The 18,405-nt window shown below is 58.4% G+C and carries 18 protein-coding genes and 1 other RNA gene; 13 read left to right on the top strand and 6 right to left on the bottom strand.

Annotation, left to right across the window (positions count from 1 at the left end; all coding sequences use genetic code 11):
- The first annotated feature begins 16 nt into the window (after positions 1 to 16).
- On the top strand, positions 17 to 580 hold the full coding sequence (locus ACQ4W6_RS14775) for a PadR family transcriptional regulator (protein WP_436567929.1): 564 nt from the start codon (positions 17 to 19) through the stop codon (positions 578 to 580).
- Positions 577 to 1,833, top strand: a complete 1,257-nt coding sequence (locus ACQ4W6_RS14780; protein ID WP_436567930.1) for an MFS transporter — start codon at positions 577 to 579, stop codon at positions 1,831 to 1,833. Before ACQ4W6_RS14775 ends, ACQ4W6_RS14780 begins: the two co-directional genes overlap by 4 nt.
- 6 nt (positions 1,834 to 1,839) lie before the next feature.
- Here the strand turns inward: ACQ4W6_RS14780 and ACQ4W6_RS14785 are convergent, their stop codons facing one another.
- The 3 genes from ACQ4W6_RS14785 to groES form a co-directional block, all read right to left on the bottom strand.
- Positions 1,840 to 2,355 carry a hypothetical protein gene (locus ACQ4W6_RS14785; protein ID WP_436567931.1) on the bottom strand — a complete coding sequence of 172 codons (516 nt, stop codon included), beginning with the start codon at positions 2,353 to 2,355 and terminating at the stop codon, positions 1,840 to 1,842.
- Between the two features lie 187 nt (positions 2,356 to 2,542).
- The gene (groL, locus tag ACQ4W6_RS14790; RefSeq protein WP_436567932.1) at positions 2,543 to 4,189 is read right to left on the bottom strand and encodes a chaperonin GroEL; all 1,647 of its coding nucleotides are present in this window, start codon (positions 4,187 to 4,189) and stop codon (positions 2,543 to 2,545) included.
- A gap of 51 nt (positions 4,190 to 4,240) precedes the next feature.
- Positions 4,241 to 4,531 (bottom strand): co-chaperone GroES, encoded by a 291-nt coding sequence (gene groES / locus ACQ4W6_RS14795; RefSeq protein ID WP_314628612.1) that lies wholly within the window; start codon positions 4,529 to 4,531, stop codon positions 4,241 to 4,243.
- A gap of 525 nt (positions 4,532 to 5,056) precedes the next feature.
- Between groES and ACQ4W6_RS14800 the strand changes: the two genes are divergently transcribed.
- The 5 genes from ACQ4W6_RS14800 to ACQ4W6_RS14820 all read left to right on the top strand — a co-directional run bounded on the left by ACQ4W6_RS14800 (position 5,057) and on the right by ACQ4W6_RS14820 (position 7,347).
- Complete coding sequence (locus ACQ4W6_RS14800; RefSeq protein ID WP_436567933.1) at positions 5,057 to 5,803, top strand: hypothetical protein; 747 nt, start codon at positions 5,057 to 5,059, stop codon at positions 5,801 to 5,803.
- 152 nt (positions 5,804 to 5,955) lie between these two features.
- Positions 5,956 to 6,258, top strand: coding sequence for a DUF904 domain-containing protein (locus tag ACQ4W6_RS14805; protein WP_436567934.1), 303 nt, complete (start codon positions 5,956 to 5,958; stop codon positions 6,256 to 6,258).
- Positions 6,258 to 6,569: a cell division protein ZapA gene (locus tag ACQ4W6_RS14810; protein WP_436567935.1), complete on the top strand. Its 312-nt coding sequence runs from the start codon at positions 6,258 to 6,260 to the stop codon at positions 6,567 to 6,569. Before ACQ4W6_RS14805 ends, ACQ4W6_RS14810 begins: the two co-directional genes overlap by 1 nt.
- Positions 6,570 to 6,623: 54 nt before the next feature.
- Positions 6,624 to 6,801, top strand: a non-coding RNA gene (gene ssrS, locus ACQ4W6_RS14815) — 6S RNA.
- An 81-nt stretch (positions 6,802 to 6,882) separates the two neighbouring features.
- Positions 6,883 to 7,347, top strand: coding sequence for an EVE domain-containing protein (locus ACQ4W6_RS14820; RefSeq protein ID WP_436567936.1), 465 nt, complete (start codon positions 6,883 to 6,885; stop codon positions 7,345 to 7,347).
- 9 nt (positions 7,348 to 7,356) lie between these two features.
- Here ACQ4W6_RS14820 and lgt read toward each other — a convergent pair whose 3' ends face one another.
- Both lgt and ACQ4W6_RS14830 read right to left on the bottom strand, forming a co-directional pair.
- Positions 7,357 to 8,184, bottom strand: coding sequence for a prolipoprotein diacylglyceryl transferase (gene lgt, locus ACQ4W6_RS14825; protein WP_436567937.1), 828 nt, complete (start codon positions 8,182 to 8,184; stop codon positions 7,357 to 7,359).
- A 105-nt stretch (positions 8,185 to 8,289) separates the two neighbouring features.
- Positions 8,290 to 9,201, bottom strand: a complete 912-nt coding sequence (locus ACQ4W6_RS14830; protein ID WP_436567938.1) for a LysR family transcriptional regulator — start codon at positions 9,199 to 9,201, stop codon at positions 8,290 to 8,292.
- A gap of 178 nt (positions 9,202 to 9,379) precedes the next feature.
- Between ACQ4W6_RS14830 and ilvD the strand changes: the two genes are divergently transcribed.
- Positions 9,380 to 11,245, top strand: a complete 1,866-nt coding sequence (gene ilvD, locus ACQ4W6_RS14835; RefSeq protein ID WP_436567939.1) for a dihydroxy-acid dehydratase — start codon at positions 9,380 to 9,382, stop codon at positions 11,243 to 11,245.
- Positions 11,246 to 11,456: 211 nt separating this feature from the next.
- Positions 11,457 to 11,768 carry a c-type cytochrome gene (locus ACQ4W6_RS14840; protein WP_071322265.1) on the top strand — a complete coding sequence of 104 codons (312 nt, stop codon included), beginning with the start codon at positions 11,457 to 11,459 and terminating at the stop codon, positions 11,766 to 11,768.
- Positions 11,769 to 11,909: 141 nt separating this feature from the next.
- Here the strand turns inward: ACQ4W6_RS14840 and ACQ4W6_RS14845 are convergent, their stop codons facing one another.
- A complete protein-coding gene (locus ACQ4W6_RS14845) occupies positions 11,910 to 13,052 on the bottom strand; it encodes a branched-chain amino acid ABC transporter substrate-binding protein (protein WP_436567940.1) in 1,143 nt (380 codons plus the stop codon).
- A 522-nt stretch (positions 13,053 to 13,574) separates the two neighbouring features.
- Here ACQ4W6_RS14845 and ACQ4W6_RS14850 point away from each other — a divergent pair.
- From ACQ4W6_RS14850 to ACQ4W6_RS14865, 4 genes are all read left to right on the top strand, one after another.
- The gene (locus ACQ4W6_RS14850; RefSeq protein ID WP_436567941.1) at positions 13,575 to 13,766 is read left to right on the top strand and encodes a hypothetical protein; all 192 of its coding nucleotides are present in this window, start codon (positions 13,575 to 13,577) and stop codon (positions 13,764 to 13,766) included.
- Between the two features lie 71 nt (positions 13,767 to 13,837).
- Entirely contained in the window at positions 13,838 to 14,344 is a 507-nt protein-coding gene (locus ACQ4W6_RS14855; RefSeq protein WP_436567942.1) for a hypothetical protein, read from the top strand.
- A gap of 730 nt (positions 14,345 to 15,074) precedes the next feature.
- The gene (locus ACQ4W6_RS14860) at positions 15,075 to 16,229 is read left to right on the top strand and encodes an HlyD family secretion protein (protein ID WP_436567997.1); all 1,155 of its coding nucleotides are present in this window, start codon (positions 15,075 to 15,077) and stop codon (positions 16,227 to 16,229) included.
- Positions 16,230 to 16,264: 35 nt separating this feature from the next.
- Positions 16,265 to 18,400 carry a peptidase domain-containing ABC transporter gene (locus ACQ4W6_RS14865; protein WP_436567943.1) on the top strand — a complete coding sequence of 712 codons (2,136 nt, stop codon included), beginning with the start codon at positions 16,265 to 16,267 and terminating at the stop codon, positions 18,398 to 18,400.
- Positions 18,401 to 18,405: the final 5 nt, after the last annotated feature.

Consider the following 18,405-nt stretch of genomic DNA (forward strand, 5'->3'; position numbering starts at 1 on the left):
TATCTTAAGGATTGCCATGCTTCATTTTCTTCGCCACCATCGCCAGTTGCGGGCCGCCAGTCGCGGTTTGGGCGACACGTCGGGCACCGTTGCCAGCAATGCCAGCAATGCCAGCCATGCTCCCGCCCCGCGCGGGCCGAAAATGTTTGATGCGGGCACCTTGCGCTACCTGGTGCTGCAATTGATCGCCGACAAGCCGCGCCATGGCTACGACATCATCAAGGCCATCGAGCAACGCGCCGGCGGCGCGTATGCGCCGAGTCCCGGCGCCATCTATCCGCTGATGCATGGCCTGGTGGGGCACGGCTATGTGGCAGTTAGCCTGGATGGCAACAAAAAACTGCACAGCATCACGCCCGAAGGGCTGGCCTTCCTGGCTGCCAACCGCGCGTATGTCGACGCCATCGCTGCCCGCGTGGGTGCGCCGGCAGGCGCGCAGGATGATCTGCGCCATTTGATGCATGAGTTGAAGGCGGCTGTGCTGGCGCGTGCGCATGCGGGCGAAGCCGATGCCGTGCGCCTGGACGCCATCCGCGCCATCCTGCGCCAGGCGCGCGCCGACATCGAGGCGCTCGCATGATGGCCGCCTCGAAGCCCGCGCCTGTGTCCAACCCCGTGCTGACGCCCCCGCGCGAACGCGCGATGCTGTGGCTGCTGGCGCTGACGCAATTTACCGTCATCATGGATTTCATGGTGATGATGCCGTTGGCGCCCCAATTGATGCAGGCGTTTTCCATCGGCCCGGCGGCCGTCTCCGGCGCCGTCTCGGCCTATGCCTGGTGCGCGGGCCTGTCCGGCTTGCTGGCAGCGACGTATATCGACCGTTTCGACCGCAAGAAGCTGCTGTTGACGATGTTTTGTCTGTTTACCGTGTCGAACCTGGCTTGCGCGCTGGCGCCGAACTTCCATGTGCTGCTATGGTCGCGCGCCTTTGCGGGGCTGACGGGCGGCGTGCTGGGCGCCATTGTCATGGCCATCATCGGCGACGTGATTCCTGCCGAGCGGCGCGGCGCGGCCACCGGCGTCGTCATGACCTCGTTTGCCATGGCGGCCGTGGGCGGCGTGCCGATCGGCGTGGTGCTGGCCGCGCACTTTGGCTGGGCTTCGCCGTTTTACCTGCTGGTTGTGCTGTCGCTGCTGATCTGGCTGGCTGCGGCGCGCGTGCTGCCATCGCTGACGGCGCACATGGGCGCGGCACCCACGCCGCTGCGCCAGGTAATGCCGAACCTGCTGGCGCTGTTCAAGGAACGGCGCCACCTGGAAGCGTTTGCCTTGTCCATTGTCAACATGACGGCGGGCATGCTGGTGATTCCCTTCGTTTCGCCGGTGCTGGTGGGCAATCTTGGGCTGGCGCCGGCCGACGTCACCTGGGTCTACCTGGCAGGCGGCTGCGCCACCCTGTTTTCGGCGCGCCTGATTGGCCGCTGGGCGGACCGGGCCGGCAAGCAGCAGGTGTACCGCTGGGTCTCCTTGCTGTCGATCGCGCCGCTGCTGTTCGTGACGCATTTGCCCCAATTGCCGCTGCTGGCGCTGATGCTGGTGTTTCCTTTCTTCATGGCCCTTGTATCGGGCCGCACGATTCCGCTGCAGGCGCTGTTGACGACCATTCCGGAAGGGCAGAAGCGGGGCGCCTTCCTCAGCGCCAATTCGGCACTGCAAAGCTTTGGCAGCGGCCTGGGCGCCTGGCTGGGCGGACTGAGCCTGCAGACGGATGCTGCTGGCCACATCAGCGGCTATGGCTGGAATGGCTGGCTGGCGGCGCTCTTGTCGCTGTGGACGGTGTGGTGGGTGGCGCGCGTGCGCGGCGCCGCGCCGCAAGGGGCGCGGGCGTAAGGGGCGTTACTGGGTGGTGATGCGCTGCATGGGGGCGCTGTCCTTGCGCCATTGCTCCAAGCTCAGCAGTTCGCCGCTGACGACATCGTCGACGAGGATGCGCTTGCCGTCTGCCGAGACGACGAAACTTTCCCAGCGGTGGGCCGCGTCCGGCGTGCTTTCAAAAAAGCTCAACTGGTAGTAGAGCTGGCCCTCGACGAGGCGCGTTTCCGGCGTCGTTTCCATCACGGCGCCATGCGCCCGTCCGCCTGAAGCCTTTTCAATATGCGCCGACCAGGCTTTGACTTCGGGCAATGCCATCAGCGCATCGACGGCGCGCGCGTTTTGCTCTTCGCCAGCCGTGCGGCTGCTCGCGGCCGGGGCCTTGCTGCCGTGCGGCGAGGGCTGCTGGTGGAGGTAAAAGGCGGCCAGGGCGGCGGCCAGCAAACCGGCCAGGATGCCGGCAACGATGGCCGTTTTGGAGGAGGAAGCGCGTGGCGGCATGGTGGCGTGGGGGTAATAAAGAGGAATGATGGCGGCCATGCTAAAGCAAAACGCAGGCGGGGGCAATTGCCGGGATGGCCAAAGCGACAGGCGAAAAAAAAGCTACCTTCCGTAGAAGATAGCTTTTCGGGGCTGCCGGGGAAGCGCAAGCAGCTTTTGGACTGCCTGTCCTACCCCGGCGTACGCGTCGCCGCATGCCGTCGCCTGCGCGCGGCGACGCAGGACATTACATCATGCCGTCCATGCCGCCCATGCCGCCCATACCACCCATGCCGCCGCCCATGCCGCCTGCTTTGTCGTCAGCGATTTCGCAGACCATGCAGTCGGTTGTCAGCATCAGGGATGCGATCGAAGCGGCGTTTTGCAGCGCCGAACGGGTCACTTTGGCTGGGTCCAGGACGCCCATTTCAACCATGTCGCCATACGTGCCGTTGGCAGCGTTGTAGCCGTAGTTGCCCGTGCCAGCCAGTACGGCTGCCACGACGACCGAAGCTTCTTCGCCAGCGTTTTGCACGATCATGCGCAGTGGCTCTTCCATTGCGCGCAGGACGATCTTGATACCAGCATCTTGATCAGGATTGTCGCCCTTGACCTTGATGTTGGCGCGTGCGCGCAGCAGGGCTACGCCGCCGCCAGGAACGATGCCTTCTTCCACGGCAGCGCGGGTAGCGTGCAGTGCATCTTCAACGCGGGCTTTCTTTTCTTTCATTTCGACTTCGGTGGCTGCGCCAACCTTGATCACGGCAACGCCGCCAGCCAGTTTGGCTACGCGCTCTTGCAGTTTTTCACGGTCGTAGTCCGAGGTCGCTTCTTCGATCTGTACACGCACTTGTTTCACGCGTGCTTCGATCGAGGCAGCTTCGCCGGCGCCATCGATGACGATGGTGTTTTCTTTGCCGATTTCGATGCGCTTGGCTTGGCCCAGCTCTTCGAGCGTGACTTTTTCCAGCGTCAGGCCGACTTCTTCAGCGATGACCTGGCCGCCCGTCAAGACAGCGATGTCTTCCAGCATGGCTTTGCGGCGGTCGCCGAAGCCAGGAGCTTTCACTGCGCAGGTTTTCAGGATGCCGCGGATGTTGTTCACAACCAGGGTAGCCAGCGCTTCGCCTTCGATGTCTTCTGCGATGATCAGCAGTGGACGGCCAGCTTTTGCAACTTGTTCCAGTACCGGCAGCAGGTCACGGATGTTCGAGATTTTTTTGTCGCACAGCAGGACGAATGGGTTGTCCAGTACGGCAACTTGCTTCTCTGGGTTGTTGATGAAGTATGGCGACAGGTAGCCGCGGTCGAACTGCATACCTTCAACGATGTCCAGCTCGTCGTTCAGCGATTTGCCGTCTTCAACGGTGATCACGCCTTCTTTGCCGACTTTTTCCATCGCTTCAGCGATACGCTCGCCGATCGAGTAGTCCGAGTTCGCCGAGATCGCGCCAACTTGGGCGATTTCTTTGGTCGTGGTGCAAGGACGGGCGATTTTCGCCAGTTCTTCGACGGTCGCTGCAACAGCTTTGTCGATACCGCGCTTCAGGTCCATCGGGTTCATGCCGGCGGCAACGAACTTCATGCCTTCGCGCACGATGGCTTGTGCCAGCACGGTGGCGGTGGTGGTGCCGTCGCCGGCGTTGTCGCTGGTGCGGGAAGCAACTTCCTTGACCATTTGCGCGCCCATGTTCATGAGCTTGTCTTTGAGTTCAATTTCTTTCGCAACCGACACACCATCCTTGGTGACGGTTGGGGCGCCGAACGAGCGCTCCAAGACCACGTTGCGGCCTTTTGGGCCCAGGGTCACTTTAACTGCGTTGGCGAGGATGTTGACGCCTTCGACCATTTTGGCGCGCGCTGCGTCGCCGAATACTACTTCTTTAGCTGCCATGTTCAATTCTCCAGAAATTTCGAGATGTATTTATCTAAAACGTGGAAACACTTACTTGACGACGATCGCCATGATGTCTTCTTCGCGCATGACCATCAGCTCTTCGCCGTCAACTTTGACGGTTTGGCCGGCGTACTTGCCGAACAGGACGCGGTCGCCCACTTTGACATCCAGAGGACGGACTTTGCCGTCGTCGAGAATCTTGCCATTGCCTACGGCAAGGACTTCGCCTTGATCCGGTTTTTCAGCAGCTGCATCAGGAATGATGAGGCCGGACGCAGTTTTGGTTTCCTGGTCGAGGCGTTTGACGATGACGCGATCGTTCAATGGGCGCAGATTCATACAAAACTCCTTAAAGTTCAATGGATAAGTGTTGCTTAATGAATACATGTCCGGCACAGCGCCAGACCGGCTTTCACTGGCCGCCGTTGAAAGCAGCCCGCAACGGTCAAGCAAACCCCCTGTCATCGTGTGCCTGCTGGCTGTGGCAATCGTGCATCGCGGTGTCGCCCACCGCGTAGCATCGCCTGCTGTTGCCTGACAAGCACCATCATTTCCTGAGGATTGCTACGAAAGAGTTTGTTAGCACTCTCTACTAACGAGTGCTAATTATAGGGACGGTAGGGGGCATATTCAAGAGCTTATTCGCGGGAAAGATAAGCTTAGATGATCTGCGCAGCCTGCATTTGCACAGGGGTTGCGCTGGGACAAGCCCTGTCCCCGGGCGTCAGCAGCAAACCTGACTCTAGCATGCATGCCGTCACGGGGCTGTTCCTGTACGTGTAGGAAACAGAGTTTGACTATGAAATTTGATAAGATGATTGCAATTGCATATCAAACATCGCCCTAGCCGCTAGAAAGAACACTATGTCATTGACCATTTCCCGTCCCGCGCTGCACCTGTTCGCCGCCAGCGTCATCGGTCTCGGCTGCCTGGGCACTGCCGCCGCGCAAACATCGACCATTCTTGACGAGATCACCGTGTCGACCCTGACGCCGCTGGAAAAGGAAATGCTGCTGAATGACTTGTTCAACGATTTGAACAAGGACGACGACGACCAGCAAGCGCATGTGTGGGATAACGGCAGCGACAATGGCGTGCTGGTCAAGGTAACGTACAACTTCAGCAACTCCGGCATGACCGAACAAAGCTTCAAGGCGCACATCTGCCGCGACCTGAAATTCGTCGTTACGGCGGCCGGCAAGTCGCAAGACCTGAGCCGCCGTACTTGTTCGCAGAACAGCGGCCGCTGGGATGTCCAGGGCAAGGACCCGGCACCCGTCGTGTATCGACCGTTCCTGTCGGACATTACTGTCGCCAAACTGAATGCCAAGGAGACGCAATCGCTGCTGAAAGCGGCCGAGAACACCTTGCGCGACAATGAAGAAAACGTGGCCAGCGCCTGGAGCAACAAGGGCCTGGGCAATCCCGTGCCCCTGAAAGCGACGCTGGCGCCATCGGAAACGGGCACCAAGCCCGGCGGCTACAATGTCTGCCGCGACTTGACGATGGTGCTGGAGGGCAAGGGCGGCACGCAGACCCTGAAGCGCCGTTCATGCGAAGGGCGCACCTTGACCTTCGACATTGTTCCAGGTCATGAAAACGGCGAATAACATGGCGCATCAGAAGTAAGCGGTGGCTTACCGACAGCGAAAGCGTGGCGGCGGCCATCGTGCCAGCGCCAGCGTTTGAAAGTTGTCTTTTCGTACAACTGCGCTGCATTGATGTAAATATGTGTGACAGCGGCGTGATTCGATTGACGCCCATGGAGCGTCCGCCCTATAGTGGCGGGATGATTTCCGAATTCAACGAATTATCCGAAAAAATAGGCCTGCTGGCCGAAATGACCCATGCGCTGCGTCGTGAAAACGCGCAACTGCGCAAGGACAATGCCGCCCTGTCCGCCGAAAACGCCATGTATGTACAACGCATGCGCGAGGCGCAGGAGCGCGTGGAAGCCTTGCTGGAAAAAATACCGGAACTGGTGCAGGCTGGCCTGGAGCAAGCTGTCTCGGAAGCGGCCTCTGTCACCGATGATCAACTTGCCGAGAACGAGAAGGAAGCGTAATGCCGCGTGTCGATGTCAATATCATGGGCCAGGCCTACAGCATGGTGTGCCGCGACGGCGAAGATCGCGCGCTGCGCGAGGCGGCGATCTACCTGGACAGCAAGATGAAAGCCATCCGCGACGCGGGCAAGGTCAAGGGCAATGACCGCATCGCCGTGCTGGCCGCCTTGGGCGTGGCCGCCGAATTTCTTTCCGTCAAGTCGCCGCAAGGCCCCTTGTCGGAACTGACAATACTGGAAGTGAAGCAAAAGATCTCCGCCATGCACAGCGTCCTCGATAGTGCGCTGACGCCCCAGGAAAACCTTTTTTAAGCCGACTCGCTACGAATTGTCTTTGCGATGCGCGGGCAAAGGAGTAAACTTCGATCTACCCTGCAGTGTTCGCGATTGCCATATATTCCTTGAACCATTTATGCGCATCGGTTGCGAATTTTGTTTGATGGGAGTGAGCGTCGCTCGTTCGACGAACCCGAAATTGAACTAACGTGACCACCTTGAACCGTTTGGTTCGGGATGCCGGCATAGCGGCACAGGCGGGGCCCAATTTGAAATAAAACTGAAAACGGTTGCAGCATATTGATGCGCAACCGTTTTTTTACGTCTGATGCTTTCCACGGGAGTCTTGATGCAACAATATTGGCTGATGAAATCGGAACCAAATGAAGTGAGCATCGACGACCTGATGGCGGCGCCGAAACACACTTTGCCGTGGTTTGGCGTGCGCAACTACCAGGCGCGCAACTTCATGCGCGATGGCATGCAAGTAGGCGATGGCGTGCTGTTCTATCATTCCAGCTGTCCGCAGCCGGGCGTGGCGGGCGTGGCCGAAGTAGCCAGTACGGCGTATCCCGATCACAGCCAGTTTGAAGAAGGTGGAAAATATTTCGATCCGAAGGCCACGCTCGAACAGCCGCGCTGGATCAGCGTCGATGTGCGGGGCTTGAAGAAGACGGCGCTGCTGCCCTTGTCCGAGATGCGCCAGATGCCGGAGCTGGAAGACATGCTGTTATTGAAGAAGGGCAGCCGCCTGTCCATCACGCCGGTGACGCCGGCGCAATGGAAGGTGATTACGGGTAAGTTGAAGGGCTGATACCGCCGCTCAGGCTGCCGCGCGCGCCTTGGTGGGCGGCGTGCCCATTACCTGGCTTTTGTAGGCCCACACCAGCAGGCCGATAGCAACGACGATCATCGGCAGTGACAGCATCTGGCCCGAGGTGATCGGCACGCCCAGCCACACGACTTCCCAGTCTGGCGTGCGGAAGTATTCCGTAAAGAAGCGCGCGCAGCCGTACAGCAGGGTGAACATGGCGCCAACAGCCATGCGCGGCCGCTGCTTGCGTGCATACAGCCACAGGATGATGAACACTAAAATGCCGTCGACCAGCATCTGGTAGAGCGGCGACGGGTGCACCGGGTAGGGGATGCCCGGCCATTGCATGGCCCACGGCAAGGTTTCTGGCGCGATGCGGCCAGGCAGCTCGGCATTGATGAAGTTGCCTAGGCGGCCGGCGGCGTAACCGAGCGGCACCAGCGGGGCGATGAAATCGAGCACGTCGAACAGGTTGCGGCCCGCCTTGCGGCTCCACAGGTACATGGCGGCGATCACGCCCAGAAATCCCCCGTGGAAGGACATGCCGCCATGCCAGACCATAAAGATCTCCAACGGGTTGTGCAGGAAGTATTCGGGGCGGTAGAACAGCACTTCGCCCAGGCGCCCGCCGATCACCACGCCCAGCATGCCGTAGAACAACATGTCGTCGAGATCTTCCTTCTTCCAGCCCAGCGCGGCGATATGCGGCTGCTTGATGCGCACCCGGCCTAGGATAATGAACAGGGCAAAGGCCAGCACATACATCAGGCCGTACCAGTGCACGGCGAGCGGGCCGATCTGGATGGCAATCGGGTCGGGCATCGGGTGTGTCAGCATGGGGTTTCTTTCTTTATTTAAAGCCAAGGTTGCGTAGTATGGCCGCGCTAGCGGTTTTTTGCCTTAGCGGCCACTTAACGTGCTTACTTTTAAGTTGCTTACTCGTTAGGAATCAGTATTTAATAGTTGCCGGCGCAATAACGCCAGGAAACCTTGCAGCACGGCAGAAGGATTGTCGCGGCGCCAGGCCAGGCCCGTTTCCACCTGCGGCGTGGCATCTTGCAGCGGCCTGTATTCTACGCCGGGGCGCATCAAATTCGATACCGATTGTGGCACAAGCGCGATGCCCATGCCAGCCGAGACGAGGCTGACGATGGTTTGCATCTGGATCGCTTCCTGGCCGATCTGCGGCGTGATGCCGGCGGCGCGGAAGACGCCCAGGATGGCGTCGTGCAGGGCTGGCGAGATGGTGCGCGGAAAGATGATCAGCGGCAACGGTGGCACGTCCTGCAGGCGCACGGGACCTGGCATGCTCAATATGTCGAGGCCGGACGGCGCCGCCAGCACCAGCGGCTCGGCCAGCACGGGCAGGTAATCGAGCGCCCCTTTCGCCTTGTCGGGCAAGGGCGGAATCAACAGGCCCGCGTCCGTGCGGCCAGCCAGCAGTTCCTCCAGTTGCAGGTCGGAGGTCGCTTCCTGCAACTGGATCTGTACCTGCGGATAGGCGGCGCGGTAGGCGCGCAGCAAGGGTGGTAGCACGCTATAGTCGGCCGACGAGACGAATGCCAGATTCAAACGGCCCGCTGCGCCCTGCGCGGCCCGTTGCACCAGCGCTGGCAAGTCCTGCGCCTGGGCCAGCAGCCGGCGCGCCTCGGGCAGCAGGGCCGTGCCGGCTGGCGTCAGCCGCACCTCGCGGCGCGTGCGCACGAACAGGGGCGCGCCCAGCAATTGCTCCAGGGCCATGATGGTTTGCGACAGGGGCGGCTGCGTCATGTGCAGGCGCAGCGCGGCGCGGCCGAAGTGCAACTCTTCGGCCACGGTGACAAAATAGCGCAGCTGGCGTAGCTCCAGGTTCATGATTGATATGTATTTCCATGTGGAATAAATCCTGTGATATTAAATGCGACTCACAGACACGTGCATCATATATTTGACAGGGGCGCGCGCGCAAGGCAATCTGGCGTACCCACTGTGCGCTTTGGTCTTGCTACCCAGGCCCGCGCAGTCAGGCAATACCACTTTAGGAAGGTCCATCATGCCGCAATACCGCTCCCGCACCACCACCCACGGCCGCAACATGGCTGGCGCCCGCGCCCTGTGGCGCGCCACAGGCATGAAGGATGGCGATTTCGACAAACCGATCATCGCCGTCGTCAACTCGTTTACCCAGTTCGTGCCCGGTCACGTGCATTTGAAAGACCTGGGGCAAATGGTGGCGCGCGAGATCGAAGCGGCTGGCGGCGTGGCCAAGGAATTCAACACCATCGCCGTCGATGACGGCATCGCCATGGGCCACGGCGGCATGCTGTATTCGCTGCCCTCGCGCGACCTGATCGCCGATTCCGTCGAATACATGGTCAACGCCCACTGCGCCGACGCCATGGTGTGCATCTCGAATTGCGACAAGATCACGCCAGGCATGCTGATGGCCGCCATGCGCATCAATATCCCCGTGGTCTTCATTTCCGGCGGCCCGATGGAAGCGGGCAAGGTCATCAAGGTGGTCAATGGCACGCAGAAGATCATCAAGCTCGACCTGGTCGACGCCATGATCAAGGCGGGCGACAGCAGCGTGTCCGACGCCGACGTGGCCGAAATCGAGCGTGCGGCCTGTCCCACTTGCGGTTCGTGCTCCGGCATGTTTACCGCCAACTCGATGAATTGCCTGACCGAGGCGCTGGGCCTGGCTCTGCCCGGCAATGGCACGATTTTGGCCACGCACTCGGACCGCCAGCAACTGTTCCTGCGCGCCGGCCGGCTGATCGTGGAACTGGCCAAGCGCCATTACGAGCAGGACGATTACTCGGTGCTGCCCCGTTCCATCGCCACCAAGGCCGCGTTCGAGAACGCCATGGCGCTCGACGTCTCCATGGGCGGCTCGACCAACACCGTGCTGCACTTGCTGGCCGCCGCGCACGAGGCGGAAGTGGAGTTCACCATGGCCGACATCGACCGCATCTCGCGCAAGGTGCCTTGCCTGTGCAAGGTGGCGCCGATGACGGACAAATACCATATCGAAGACGTGCACCGCGCCGGCGGCATCGTGGGCATCCTGGGCGAACTGGCGCGCGCCGGCCTGCTCAACACCACCTTGCCGACCATCCACGCGCCGACCCTGGCCGACGCCATCGCGCAAAACGACATCATGTGCACCGATGACCCTGCCGTGCATGCGCTGTTCCGCGCCGCGCCCGGTGGCGTGCCGACGCAGACGGCGTTCTCGCAGTCCGAGCGCTTCGCTGCCGTCGACATGGACCGCAGCACGGGTTGCATCCGCGACAAGGCCCACGCGTATTCGCAGGATGGCGGCCTGGCCGTGCTGTACGGTAACCTGGCCGAAAAGGGCTGCATCGTCAAGACGGCCGGCGTCGATGAAAGCATCTTGAAATTCTCGGGCAAGGCGCGCGTGTTTGAAAGCCAGGATGCCGCCGTGGCGGCGATCCTCGAAGATACGGTGCATGAAGGCGATGTCGTCATCATCCGCTATGAAGGCCCGAAAGGCGGCCCCGGCATGCAGGAAATGCTGTATCCGACCTCGTACATCAAGTCCAAGGGCCTGGGCAAGGCTTGCGCGCTGTTCACGGATGGGCGCTTCTCGGGCGGTTCCTCGGGCCTGGTGATCGGCCACGCGTCGCCGGAAGCGGCCGAAGGGGGCGCCATCGGCCTGGTGGAAGAGGGCGACTTCATCGACATCGACATTCCCGAGCGCAGCATCAACCTGCGCGTGACGGATGTGCAACTGGCTGCGCGCCGCGCCGCCATGGAAGCGAAGGGCGACGCGGCCTGGCTGCCCGTCAACCGCGAGCGTTACGTGTCGCAGGCGCTGCAGGCGTACGCGGCGCTGACGACGTCGGCCGACCGCGGCGCCGTGCGCGACCTGTCGCAGCTGAAAAAGCGCTGATCTGTTGCGTAACTGCGACTGCCGGCCCCCGATCGACTGCACGGGGCCGGTTGTCGTTACATCACCTTACAAACAACATGGTCATGCGCGCGCAGATGGGGCAGAATATGAATGCCCAATCGTTACTACATAGAAACGCTTGATCTGGGCTCGTGGTGCATCTGCGGAAACACAGTAAAATGCCGCAGGAAGTAACTTTGGAGAAAAGACAATGAAACGTTTTATGTTGGTGAGTGTATTGGCCGTTTCGGCTCTGGCATCGCAAGCAGCGTTGGCCAATCCGGACCTGGCGAAAGCAAAGAATTGCATGGCTTGCCACGCAGTGAGCACGAAACTGGTGGGCCCGGCGTTCAAAGACGTGGCTGCCAAGTACGCCGGTCAAAAAGACGCGGAAGCCAAGCTCGTGGCGAAAGTCATGAAGGGCGGTTCCGGCACCTGGGGCGCGATCCCGATGCCAGCGAACCCGCAAGTGAGCGATGCGGAAGCCCACACCCTGATCAAATGGGTGCTGGCACAGAAATAATCTGTGCCCTCAGACCCCGCAGTACAGCAATCAGCGCGCCGGCAATCCCGGCGCGTTTTTTTCGCCTGCTGAAAAGTGAAACAAGGCCTGGCCACGGCGCAGTGCAGCGCCCGGGCCAGGCGTTCAGTTTTAGTAGGGCAATTACTTGATCACTTCCAGCTTGGTTTTCTTGCCATCGCGATAGGTGAACAAGGTCAGCGCACCATCCTTGATGTCGCCGTTGGCGTCAAACGAGATCGGCCCCGTCACGCCCTGGTAGTGCACCTTGGCCAGGAAGGGCAGATACACGGATGGCTTCGACGATTTGGCGTCGGCCATGGCGGTGGCCATGGTCATCACGGCGTCGTACACATACGGCGCGTACAGCTGCACTTCCATATTGTATTTCTGCTTGTAGCGGGCGCGGAATTCGTCCATGCCTTTTTGCTGGGCGCCCGTGACGCCGCCCGCTTCCGCGCACGTGACCATGTTTTCGCCGACGGCGTCGCCCGCCAGCTTGCCCAGCGGTTCCGTGCAGACGCCGTCGCCGCCCATGAACTTGGCCTTGATGCCCAGCGCCTTCATCTGGCGCAGCATTGGGCCACCCACGGAATCCATGCCACCGAAGAAGATCAGGTCAGGGCTTTTCGATTTGATGCTGGTGAGAATGGCGTTGAAGTCGGTCGCGTTGGCATTGGTAAATTCCTTGCCGACGATTTGCACGCCCGGCAGGGCTTTCTTGGCGCCCTTGACGAACTGTTCCGCCACGCCCTGGCCGTACGCCGTGCGGTCATCGATGACGGCGATTTTCTTCGCCTGCAGCTTGACCACGGCATACGCGCCCAGGGTGCCGCCCAGTTTGTTGTCATTGGCCACCACGCGGAATGCCGTATTGAACTTTTGCTGGGTGTAGGTGGGGTTGGTGGCGGCTGGCGAAATCTGCGGAATGCCGGCATTGAAGTAAATGCGCGAGGCGGGAATCGTCGTGCCCGAATTCAAGTGACCCACCACGCCGTTGACCTTGGCGTCGACCAGCTTTTGCGCCACAGCCGTACCCTGCTTGGGATCGGCCGCGTCATCTTCGGGCACCAGCACGAATTTAACGGCTTTGCCGTCGATCTTGAAGCCTTTGGCGTTTAAATCCTCGATGGCCATCTTGGCTGCGTTTTCATTATCCTTGCCCAGGTGGGAGCTGGCGCCAGAGACCGGGGCGACGTGGCCTATCTTGATGATTTCCTGCGCACCGGCATGGCCGGCAAAGGCGAGGGCGAGGGCGAGCGGAAGGACTTTGGTCTTGAGCAACATAAACATTCTCCAATGGATAAAGATACGGCGGCGTCTCGTGAAACCCGCTTCAAGGGGCGGTACGTGTGAAGAAAGGTACAACAAAAAACAGGCGGCGCAAAGCCGCATTTCGGGCTTTTTGCATTTTGTCGCAACAATCACCAAAGTGAGGCGCGATGCACCGATTGCATGGGCGTGAGTGCACCAAAGTATGGCGTTTTGAGTGGGAAGGGTGTAGGTGAAATATTGATTCCGCTTGGTCATTTACCAATGATATGGAGGGACGCCAAATGGCATTGGCGCTCAATTCGTCAACCCGGCCTACTTCCGCTCTTGGGGCCGGAATTGACAAAGCCTCTCAGTAATTCGTTGAATGTTAACGATTTTCCAGTCGGCGCGGGACCCTGCTCACGAGTTGTGAAAAATTCATCTTAACGTGATTATTGTCAACCTCCTTATTTCATGCCGGAGCATACTAAGTCCATGTTCGATTGCACAGATTGAGCGTAGGGTAATTTCTTAACATAACTTTGGAGCTAAAAAATGGAAATTTTGTCCGCATCTGAGATTGATCAGGTATCTGGCTCTGGTTTGGCTCAGATAATTTCTACTGCCGGTACTACGGCTGGCTTTGCTGCAATTGGATTTTCGGTAGGGGGACCAATTGGTGGCGTTGCTGGTGCAATGTTTGGTGCCGGTGTCAGTTACGGTTATTTCAAATTTATGATGCGATAGATTTTCAAAAAAAAGCATGACACCAGAGTTGCGGTGTCATGCCATTTAAAATGTCAATTGCGGAGCATAACATGAATAAATTTCAAGAATCTAGAATGGAAAAAATAAGGAGTAGTGTTACTGATATTTTTTTCCCCCTAGAAAAATGGCGTTACTTTGTTCTTTTTCAATCAAAATCCCAAGCGTTGTCTTGGATTGTTACATTGCTTGCATGTATGGTTATAATAAGTTATCTGGTTTCTTTAGATGGGGATGCTAATATCCCTCTTGATGGGATATTGTTTGGAGCAGCAATAGGTTCTTCTTTTTCCTTAGTGGCTGTATTGCCTGCAAAATTCATAGTTGCAGATAATGGTTTAGGTATGCTGAGTGAAATTGAAGTTCGTCTTTTAAAAATGAATTATGTTGATGAGAAAAGGATTAATGGAATATATATATATAGACAAAATTTGCCGAGATTACTTCGATGGGATGAGGGAAATATAAAGATAAGTGACGATGGAGACACTTTATCTGTAAGTGGTGGATATTTTTCATTGAGAAAACTGCGCAGCAGTCTTTTAAAGGATTTTTTTTAGATAAAATTTCTCCGATGCTCACCCACGCCGACTAAAATGGATTTTTGGTGTGCGGGGGGTAAGAATTGAAATTGGTTTTGGAAAACGTCGGATTGTTAATATTTTTAATTGCATTTATTTTTTAAATTTTATTTTAATATTAATGCAGTATGAATTGATGCTAACTGCCAAAAAAAATAGATAAGAATTTTTATATTGTTTAGATTTATTTTATTGGCGTAAAATTTATTAAAATTAAATTTTGTAAAAAATAACCATTTCACTTTTTTATTGCTGCCATTGTAATGGCATGCAATATGTGGAATATTTTTATTTTTTAAAGAAAAATTGAGAAGAAAAGTTCTGATGTTTTTTGTTGGATGTTGTTGATGTGCTAATGTAATTATTATTTTTCATTTCTTTTAATTGTGATTTATAGAATTGGATTTTTCATTGGCCAGGATTGGTGCATGTGTTTTGTGAAATTTCGTGCTGTGAAAAATAATTCTTTGCGTGGTGTCACTGGTATTTGAGGTAATCCATAAGGAATTTATCGTGGATTATTTGTCTTGTGAGTTTCTTGAAAAAGTGAATTATCTTGGATAATCAATTCTATATCCCTGGCATCGCAGCGAACTCGACTGCACGCGTCAAACCACTATTCCGCCAGCAGGCCGTGGACTTTCTTAGCATCAAACAATACGGTACCGTCATTCTTGCGCATCCGGTGAGTCATGTATTCCTTACTTGGGTGTGCTTGGGCATCGCACTGATCATCGTCGCTTTCTTCATCTTCTTCAGCACCACCCGCAAGGCGCAGTCGCAGGGCGTGCTGCTGCCGACCAGCGGCGTGATCCGCGTCATGCCGGGTCAGGCCGGCGTCATCGCCGGGGTGCGCGTCAAGGAGGGGCAGGCGGTACGCGCGGGCGAGGTGCTGTTCGTGCTGTCGGGCGAACGTAGCAGCGCCAATGCGGGTGCGCCCCAGCAAGTCGTATCAAGCCTGCTGAAAAGCCGGCGCGACAGCTATGACGCGGAATTGCAGCAGTCGCGCCTGCAATCGCGCCAGCGCGTGGCGGCGGGACAGCGCCGCACCAGCGATCTGGTGGCGGAAATCGGCCGCATGGACGGCCAGATCGCGCTGCAGCAGCGCCGCATTACCCTGGCCGAGCAGTCCTACAAGCGCTACAGCGATCTGCACGCCACCAATTACATCTCTTCTGCCCAGCTGCAGGACAAGCAGGCCGAGTTGCTGGACCAGCACCAGCGGCTGGCCGAGCTGCAGCGCATCAAGTCGGCCAGCCAGCGCGACCTGGCAACTGCCGAGGCCGACGTGCGCGACTTGCAGGTGCAGGCGCAGCGCGATACGGAAGGCTTGCAGCGCAATGTCTCCGCCATCGAGCAGGACCTGACGGAAAACGAGGCACGCCGCGAAATCCTGGTGCGCACGGCGCAGGACGGCATGGTCACGGCCATCACCACCGAGCTGGGTCAGACCGTGGCGGCCAACAGCGTGCTCGCCTCCGTGCTGCCGCAAGGTGCCCAGCTGGAGGCGGAAATCTATGCGCCGTCGCGCTCGGTCGGTTTCATCAAGCCGGGCATGCAGGTGCTGCTGCGCTACCAGGCATACCCTTACCAGAAATTCGGCCAGTATCCGGCGCAGGTGCGCGAAGTGGCCAGCACCTCGCTGCGCCCGGAAGACCTTGCCGTGCCAGGTGCCGTCAGCGGCACCAATGGCGAGCCTTTGTACCGCATCCGCCTGACCTTGCAGCGCCAGAGCGTACAGGCCTATGGCGAAACGCTCCCTTTGAAGTCGGGCATGCTGGTCGATGCCAGCGTGCTGCTGGAGCAACGTCGCCTGTATGAGTGGGTGCTGGAACCCCTGTTCAGCATTTCCGGGCGCCTGTAACGCTTCCCTTTTTCCCTCTTTTTTGGCTGCGCCTGATGCAATTTCCTGCTCTAACCCACTTGTCCTTCTGGCGCCGCAAGCGCCTGCCCGTGCTGCTGCAAACGGAAGCGGCCGAATGCGGCCTGGCCAGCCTGTGCATGGTGGCCAGTTACTGGGGCCACCAGTTCGATATTTCCAGCATGCGCCGGCGCTTTTCGGTGTCGTTGAAAGGCGTGACCCTGAAAGGCCTGATGGCGATGGCGCAGGGCCTGGCGCTGCACACGCGGCCACTGAAACTCGACATGCAGCATTTGCCGGAACTGAAGCTGCCAGCCATCTTGCACTGGGACCTGAACCATTTCGTGGTGCTTCAATCGGTGTCCGGCAGCCATGTGGTGATCCACGATCCGGCCGTCGGCGAACGGCGCCTGCCACTGGCCGAAGTGGCAAAGCATTTTACGGGCGTGGCGCTGGAACTGACGCCGACCGCCGAATTCAAGAAGGTCGAGGAAAAGCAGCAGTTTTCGCTGCTGTCGCTGATGGGCCGGGTGGTGGGCCTGAAGCGCGGGCTGTTGCAATTGCTGGTGCTGGGCCTGGCATTACAGGTATGCGCATTGGTGGCGCCGTTTTACATGCAATGGTTGGTCGATGAAGCGCTGCTGGCTGCCGACCGCGACTTGATCACTGTGCTGGGCTGTGGCTTTTTGCTGCTGGTGCTGATACAGACGGCGATTGGCGCCGTGCGCTCCTGGATCACCACCGTGCTGGCCACCAGTTTGAACCTGCAATGGCTGGGCAATGCGTTTGCACATTTGCTGAAGCTGCCACTGCCGTATTTCGAAAAGCGCCATACGGGCGACATCGTTTCTCGCTTCAATTCGATCCAGACCATGCAGCATAGCCTGACGACGCAATTTGTCGAAGGCGCGATCGACGGCGTGCTGGTGCTGGCCACCTTGGGCATGATGCTCATTTACAGTCCGTTGCTGGCCGGCGTGGCCTGCATCGCGGTGCTGCTGTATGTGCTGCTGCGCTGGGCCATCTTCAAGGCCATGCGAGAAGCGACCGCCGAGCAGATCATTCACGCCGCCAGGCAACAGACGCACTTCCTGGAATCGGTGCGCGGCATCCAGAGCATCCGCCTGTTCGGCCGCAATGAAGAGCGTCGCGCCAGCTGGATGAATGCGCTGGCCGATCAGTTCAATGCCGACCTGCGCATCGCCAGATTATCCGTGTCCTACCAGTCCGCCAATACCCTGCTGTTCAGCGTCGAGCGCGTGATCGTCATCTGGATGGCCGCGCTGGCGGTGCTGGATAACCGTTTTTCGGTGGGCATGCTGTTTGCGTTTATCAGCTACAAGGACCAGTTCAGCCAGCGCATGGCCAGCCTGGTCGACAAATTATTTGAGCTGCGCATGTTGCGCCTGCATGGCGAACGGGTGGCTGACATCGTCTTGACCAAGGCAGAAGAGGATAGCAATGATGTGGAAATCGACGTCGAACATATTACGCCGTCGATTGAAATCCGCAAGCTGACATTCCGCTATGCCGACAGCGAACCGAATGTGTTGAGCGGATTGAACCTGAGCATTCCAGCTGGCCAGTGCATCGCCGTGACTGGTCCTTCCGGCTGTGGCAAGACGACGCTGATGAAATTACTATTGGGCTTGTTGGAGCCGACCGAGGGCGAGATCCTGATCGGCGGCGTGACGCTGGCGAACCTGGGCATGCGCAATTACCGGCAACTGCTGGGCACGGTAATGCAGGAAGACAGCCTGTTTGCCGGCTCAATCGCCGACAACATCAGCTTCTTTGCGCCTTCACCGAACCAGCAGCAAGTGCAGGCCTGTGCCCATCTGGCGGCCGTGCACGCCGAAATCGCCGCCATGCCGATGGGGTTCAATACCCTGGTGGGCGATATCGGCAGCGGCCTGTCCGGCGGGCAGAAGCAGCGTATCTTGCTGGCGCGCGCCCTGTACTGCAATCCGAAACTGCTGGTGCTGGACGAGGCGACCAGCCACCTGGATGTGTGGAATGAACAAGCCGTGAATGCGGCGATTCAAAAGATCCAGCTGACGCGCGTGATCGTCGCGCATCGCCCGGAAACCATCGCCATGGCGCAACGGGTAGTGGTCCTGCATCAGGGCAAGGTGATGCAGGATGTGATGCAGGAGGTAGAAGAGGCTGCGTAGGCTGG

The sequence above is a fragment of the Janthinobacterium woesei genome (assembly GCF_051380875.1).
Taxonomy (GTDB): domain Bacteria; phylum Pseudomonadota; class Gammaproteobacteria; order Burkholderiales; family Burkholderiaceae_D; genus Janthinobacterium.